The 6,220-nt window shown below is 75.2% G+C and carries 5 protein-coding genes; 1 reads left to right on the forward strand and 4 read right to left on the reverse strand.

All coding sequences use genetic code 11. From position 1 onward, the window contains the following. Positions 1–70: 70 nt before the first annotated feature. On the forward strand, positions 71–1,180 hold the full coding sequence (locus GQS09_RS26300; RefSeq protein ID WP_165990042.1) for a sensor histidine kinase KdpD: 1,110 nt from the start codon (positions 71–73) through the stop codon (positions 1,178–1,180). A gap of 71 nt (positions 1,181–1,251) precedes the next feature. Here GQS09_RS26300 and GQS09_RS26305 read toward each other — a convergent pair whose 3' ends face one another. From GQS09_RS26305 to trpB, 4 genes are all read right to left on the reverse strand, one after another. Further along, positions 1,252–2,319 carry an NAD(P)-dependent oxidoreductase gene (locus tag GQS09_RS26305; RefSeq protein ID WP_165990039.1) on the reverse strand — a complete coding sequence of 356 codons (1,068 nt, stop codon included), beginning with the start codon at positions 2,317–2,319 and terminating at the stop codon, positions 1,252–1,254. A gap of 260 nt (positions 2,320–2,579) precedes the next feature. Beyond that, the gene (locus GQS09_RS26310) at positions 2,580–3,863 is read right to left on the reverse strand and encodes a DUF1266 domain-containing protein (protein ID WP_165990040.1); all 1,284 of its coding nucleotides are present in this window, start codon (positions 3,861–3,863) and stop codon (positions 2,580–2,582) included. Positions 3,864–3,994: 131 nt separating this feature from the next. After that, positions 3,995–4,819, reverse strand: a complete 825-nt coding sequence (gene trpA / locus GQS09_RS26315) for a tryptophan synthase subunit alpha (RefSeq protein ID WP_165990041.1) — start codon at positions 4,817–4,819, stop codon at positions 3,995–3,997. Continuing rightward, entirely contained in the window at positions 4,816–6,072 is a 1,257-nt protein-coding gene (gene trpB, locus GQS09_RS26320; protein ID WP_165990043.1) for a tryptophan synthase subunit beta, read from the reverse strand. The genes trpA and trpB overlap by 4 nt, the downstream gene beginning before the upstream one ends. Between the last annotated feature and the right edge of the window lie 148 nt (positions 6,073–6,220).

The following is a 6,220-nucleotide window of genomic DNA, read 5'->3' on the forward strand; positions in this document are numbered from 1 at the left end:
CGGGCACGGGGACGCGCGGGGGCGGGGGCGCGGGGACGGGAGGCGCCCGGCCATGACGGAACCGCAGTTCCTGCGCGATCTGGCGCTGATCGCGCTCTACGCCGCTCTCGGCGCGGCCGTGGCCGGCGTGCTCGGCGCGCTGGCGCTGCGCGCCGTGCGGCGCCGCTCGGTGGCGGTCTCGCTGGCCGTGCTCACCGCCGCGGCGGTGGGCGCGATGCTGGCCGGCACGCTCGCCGTGGCCGAGGCGATGTTCCTGTCCCGGCACGACCTGGCGGTGGTGACCACGGTCGGCGCGGTCGGCGCGCTGACCGCCACGGCCACCGCGCTGCTGCTCGGCCGCTGGGTGATCGCCGGTCACCGGGCGCTGGAACGCGCCGCCGGAGGGCTCGGCGAGGACGGCACCTTCACCGCCCCGTCCGGTCCGATGCCCGCCGAACTCGCCTCGCTGGCCCGGGCGATGGCCGAGGCCGGGGACCGGCTGGCCGCCTCCCGGGAGCGGGAGCGCGCGCTGGAGGCGTCCCGGCGCGAGCTGGTCGCCTGGATATCGCACGACCTGCGCACCCCGCTGGCCGGGCTGCGGGCGATGGCCGAGGCCCTGGAGGACGGCATCGCCGGCGACCCGGACCGCTACCACCGGCGGATCCGGGGCGAGGTGGAGCGGCTCAGCGCCATGGTCGGCGACCTCTTCGACCTCTCCCGCATCCAGGCCGGTTCGCTGGCCCTCTCCCCCACCCGGATGTCCGTCTACGACCTGATCAGCGACGCCATCGCGGGCGCCGACCCGCTGGCCCGGGAGCTGGGGGTGAAGCTGGCCGACGCCGGGGTGGAGCCGGTGCCGGTCGAGGTGGACGGCCGCGAGATGAGCCGCGTCCTGGCGAACCTGCTGGTCAACGCCATCCGCAGGACCCCGCCTGACGGCACGGTGGCGGTCGCCGCCCGCCGCGAACACGATGCCGTCGTGCTGTCGGTCACCGACGAGTGCGGCGGCATCCGGCCGGAAGACCTGCCCCGGGTCTTCGACACCGGCTGGCGCGGCGAGGACGCCCGCACCCCGCCGTCCGGCGCGGGCCTGGGCCTGGCCATTGTCCGCGGCATCGTCGAGGCCCATGCGGGCCGCACCGAGGTGCACAACATTCCCGGCGGCTGCCGCTTCGACATCCGTCTCCCGGCCCCCGCCTGAGACTTCGGCGGGCGGGCGGGCCGGGGGCAGGTGCCGGGCCGGGCCCGACGGGCGGGCCGGGCGGGTACGGCTCAGCCGCCCGTGGGAGCGGGAAGCCCGGGCGGGTCCGCGAGCGGGGCGTGGGCGAAGGACCGCATGCCGCGGCTGAACGGGACGGTCGGCTTCCAGCCCAGCTCGGCGCGGAGCCGGGCGGAGGCGGCGGTGATGTGGCGGACATCGCCGAGCCGGTACTCGCCGGTGACCTCCGGGACCGGGCCGCCGAAGGCGGCGGCCAGGGTGCGGGCCATCTCGCCGACCGTGTGCGGCTCGCCGCTGCCGGTGTTGTAGACGCGCAGGGTGCCCTCCGGGCGGTCGGGCAGGGCGGTCAGCGCGGCCACGTTCGCGGTGGCCACGTCCCACACGTGGATGAAGTCGCGGCGCTGGCCGCCGTCCTCGAAGACCCGCGGCGGCTCGCCGCGCTCCAGTGCGGAGCGGAAGAAGGCGGCCACGCCCGCGTACGGGGTGTCGCGCGGCATCCGGTCGCCGTAGACGTTGTGGTAGCGCAGGCTGATCGCCTGGCCGCCGGTGGCGCGGGCCCAGGAGGCGGCCAGGTGCTCCTGGGCGAGCTTGGTGGTGGCGTAGACGTTGCGCGGGTCGGCCGGGGCGTCCTCGGTGACCATGCCGGGGACCAGCGGCTGGGCGCAGTGCGGGCAGGCGGGCTCCCAGCGGCCGGCCGCCAGATCCGGTCCGGCGCGCGGGCCGGGACGTACCGTGCCGTGGTCCGGGCAGTCGTAGCGGCCCTCGCCGTAGACGACCATGGAGCCGGCCAGGGCGAGGTGCCGGATGCCGTGGTCCGCCATGGCGGCGAGGAGCACCGCGGTGCCGAGGTCGTTGGCGCCGACGTAGCCGGGGGCGTCGGCGAAGTCCTTGCCCAGGCCGACCATGGCGGCCTGGTGGCAGACGGCGTCGGCGCCGGAGGCGGACAGGGCGGCCCGCACGGCGTCCGGGTCGCGTACGTCGGCGCGGTGGAAGGGCACGTCGGGGCGGTCGGGGGCGGGGGGCCGCAGATCGAGCACGGCCGGTTCATGGCCGGCGGCCAGCAGGGCTTCGACGACATGGGAGCCGATGAACCCGGCTCCTCCGGTGACCAGCACACGCATGACTCCACGCTATGCGCGGGCGTGGCCCGCGGGGCGGGTGACGCGGCCGGTGTCCGCGTTCCGTAAGAACCGCGGGAGGGGAACGGGAGGGGTCACGGGGCGCGCCGCGCCGCGGGCGAGCCGTGCGGGGCCGGTGCGTCAGCCGGGCGTGTCGGTGCCGGGGATGTCCGTGTCGCCGGTGTCGCCGGTGTCGGCGAGGTCGGCGAGGTCGGCGAGGTCGGCGAGGTCGCCGGTGTCGGCCAGGTCGGCCCAGGGGACGGTCANCCGGTGTCGGCCAGGTCGGCCCAGGGGACGGTCAGCCAGGGGCTCTCCGGGTCCGAGCGCAGCAGCCGGTGCACCCGCGCCATGTCGGTGTACCAGGTGCCGAACTGCTCGCCGTCGAAGTGCAGGCAGCGGCCCAGCACATAGCCGGCGGCGAAGTCGGCCCAGGAGTGGTAGACGGACCGGGCGGCCTCACCGATCTGGCGCAGCGCCTCCTCGGCCTCGGACGGTTCGCCGAACCGGGCGCCCACGCCCCACCGGGCCATGGCGGAGCCGCGCCCGAAGTCCCAGGCGAGCACCGAGCGGACGATGTCGTCGGGGTCCGGCCCGAGCAGCCCGTCGGAACGGAAGCGCTCCTCGTAGCGCAGGATGCGGGCGATCAGCGAGTCGGTGCGGGCGATGGAGGTGGTGAGGTCGAAGTCCGGCGGCCGGTTGGTGGCGTCCACGATCTCCGCGGTCCGCCCCAGCATCACCTGCTCGGTGGTCTTCTGCCACTGCTCCGCGTCCGGCAGCAGATGGTAGGCGTCCCGGAACGCCAGCCGCACCTGGAGCACGAACTCCCACAGCGCGTCGTGGTGTTCACCGCTCACCAGGACCGCGAGCTGCGGCAGCCATGCGCCCCGGGAGGTGACGCCCCACCACTGCCGGAGCTGGTCGCGCTCGAAGGTGTATCCCCGGCCGTGCCAGCCGGGGTCGTTCCACAGGTCGCCGTTGTTCACCAGCAGCAGGGCACCGCAGGCCATGCCGTGCGCCACGGTGTCGCGCAGGTGGCCGGTGCGCAGGGTCTTCAGCTGGGGCTCCTCCAGCCGGTCGCAGGGGCGGGCGTGCCGCTTCCAGCGCCGCGGCCGGGCGGGGACGAAGGTCTCCAGGGGGGTGCCGGGGTTGACCGCCAGCCAGTCGGCGGTCCTCTTCCACCGCCGCGACAGGTGGTACAGCGTGGACCGCTCGTAGATCCGGCCCGGTGCCGGACGCGGCACCATGCCGCGGGTGAAGACCGGGACGCTGAGCCCCGGGGGCTCGGCGCTGCGGAAGACCATGGGGCGGACGTTGCTGGTCAGGGCGTCGGAGAGCTCCTGGCGCTGGGGGAAGAAGAGGTCGGTGTTGCCCAGCCGGTGGTAGAAGGTGTCCCAGTCGCCGGTGGACGCGGCGCGGTACAGCACCTGCTCGGCCTCGGTGGGCGGCTCCCAGTCCTCCGCAGGCGGCCGGCCGGCCCGGCCGGCCTGTTCGGTGTCCTCCGGGCGCCTCCCCGGACGGCCCGGCTGTCCGCTGTGCCCTGTCCCCATAGGGCGAGAACTGTAGCGCAGCCGCCGGGTGCCGCTCCGGGCGGCCCGGCGGTACGGCGGACGCGCGCCGCCGTACCGCCGGGCGGGGCATCGTGCCCGGTCGCCGGGGGGGGCGGGAAGGCGGGCAGGGGTCAGCGGGCGGTGCGGACGCCGCGCGCCAGTTCGCCCGCGAGCTCCCGTACCGCCGTCAGCCCGGCCTCCAGGTCGCCCCGATGGTCCAGCATGCGTTGGACAAAAGCACTGCCCACGATGACGCCGTCCGCGAACCGCGCCACCTCGGCGGCCTGTCCGGCGTGGGAAACGCCCAGGCCGACGCAGACCGGCAGCTCGGTGGTGGCCCGGGTGCGGCGTACCAGTTCCTGCGCATCCCGGCTGACGGTCTGCCGGGTGCCGGTGACCCCCATCAGGGAGGCCGCGTAGACGAAGCCGCTGCCGGCCGCGGTGATGGCCGCCAGGCGCTGGTCACGGCTGCTCGGCGCGACCACGAACACCGTTGCCAGGCCGTGCTGTTCGGCGGCCTTGCGCCACTTCTCGGACTCCTCCACCGGCAGGTCGGGCAGGATGCAGCCGGCCCCTCCGGCCTCGGCCAGCCCGGCCGCGAACCGCTCCTGGCCGTAGCGGTCGACGGGGTTCCAGTACGTCATGCACAGCACCGGGACGCCGGTGGCGGCGTGCACCTCGCGGACGGTGCGCAGCACGTCCGCGATGCGGACCCCGCCGCGCAGCGCGATGTCGTCGGCGGTCTGGATGACCGGGCCGTCCAGCACCGGGTCGCTGTGCGGCAGCCCGATCTCCAGGATGTCGCAGCCGCCCTCGGCCATGGCGGTGGCGGCCCTGATGCCCTCCTCCACGGTGGGGAAGCCGGCCGGGAAATAGCCGATCAGGGCGGCGCGGTTCTCGCCGCGGGCCTGTTCCAGCACGGAACTCAGCAGGGCGGTGGTGCCGGTGCCGCTCATGCGTCCGCTCCTTCGGTGGTGCCGGCCGGGCTGTCGTAGAGATGGAAGTAGCGGGCGGCGGTGTCCATGTCCTTGTCGCCGCGCCCGGAGAGATTGACCAGGATCAGGCCGTCCGGGCCGAGTTCGCGGCCCAGGTCCAGCGCGCCGGCCAGCGCGTGCGCGGACTCGATGGCCGGGATGATGCCCTCGGTGCGGGCCAGCAGGCGCAGCGCCTGCATGGCCCGGTCGTCGGTCACCGGCCGGTACTCACCGCGTCCGCTGTCCTTCAGCCAGGCGTGTTCCGGGCCGATGCCGGGGTAGTCCAGCCCGGCGGAGATCGAGTAGGGCTCGGTGATCTGGCCCTCGTCGTCCTGCAGGACGTAGGAGCGGGAGCCGTGCAGGATGCCGGGCTCGCCGGCGGTCAGGGTGGCGGCGTGCTCGCCGGAGTCCACACCGTGGCCGGCCGCCTCCAGCCCGACCAGCCGGACGCTGTCGTCGCCGAGGAAGGCGTGGAACAGGCCGATGGCGTTGGAGCCGCCGCCCACACAGGCGGCGACGGCGTCCGGCAGCCGGCCGGCGCGCTCCAGGATCTGGCGCCGGGCCTCCACCCCGATGACCCGGTGGAAGTCGCGCACCAGGGCGGGGAAGGGGTGCGGTCCGGCGACCGTGCCGAACAGGTAGTGGGTGTGGTCCACATTGGCCACCCAGTCGCGGAACGCCTCGTTGATGGCGTCCTTCAGGGTGCGGCTGCCGGAGGAGACGGGGACGACCTCGGCGCCGAGCATGCGCATCCGGGCGACGTTCAGCGCCTGCCGCCGGGTGTCGATCTCACCCATGTAGATGGTGCAGTCCAGGCCGAACAGGGCGCAGGCGGTGGCGGTGGCCACACCGTGCTGGCCGGCCCCGGTCTCGGCGATCACCCGGGTCTTGCCCATCCGGCGGGTGAGCAGGGCCTGGCCGAGCACGTTGTTGATCTTGTGGGAGCCGGTGTGGTTGAGGTCCTCGCGCTTGAGGAAGACGCGGGCGCCGCCCGCTTGCTCGCCGAAACGCCGCACCTCGGTCAGCGCGCTGGGGCGGCCGGTGTAGTGCACGAGCAGGTCGTTGAGCTCGGCGGCGAAGGCGGGATCGTGCTTGGCCTTCTCGTACTCGGCGGCGACCTCCTCGACCGCGGCCCGCAGGGCCTCGGGGATGAAGGTGCCGCCGAACGCGCCGAACCAGCCCCGGGCGTCGGGCACCCTCCCCTCGGGGTCGGGCAGGAAGAAGCCGTCGGACATGACGTCGGACATGACTGGGCCTTCCGGAAGGAATGGGACAGTACGGGCGGGAACAGCGCAGCGGTGGGACGCGGGACGCGGCGGGCGCCGCCCGGGGCGGGCCGGCGCCGGCGGTGCGGCGTCGCCGCTCCGGGTCCGGCGGGACGCC

It is taken from the genome of Streptomyces sp. YIM 98790, from assembly GCF_011421595.1.
GTDB lineage: Bacteria > Actinomycetota > Actinomycetes > Streptomycetales > Streptomycetaceae > Streptomyces.

Bases quoted from the DNA above. Each gene is read 5' to 3' on its own strand.
- trpB (WP_165990043.1), bottom strand. From the start codon at position 6,072: ATGTCCGACGGCTTCTTCCTGCCCGACCCCGAGGGGAGGGTGCCCGAC.
- GQS09_RS26305 (WP_165990039.1), bottom strand. From the start codon at position 2,319: ATGCGTGTGCTGGTCACCGGAGGAGCCGGGTTCATCGGCTCCCATGTC.
- trpA (WP_165990041.1), bottom strand. From the start codon at position 4,819: ATGAGCGGCACCGGCACCACCGCCCTGCTGAGTTCCGTGCTGGAACAG.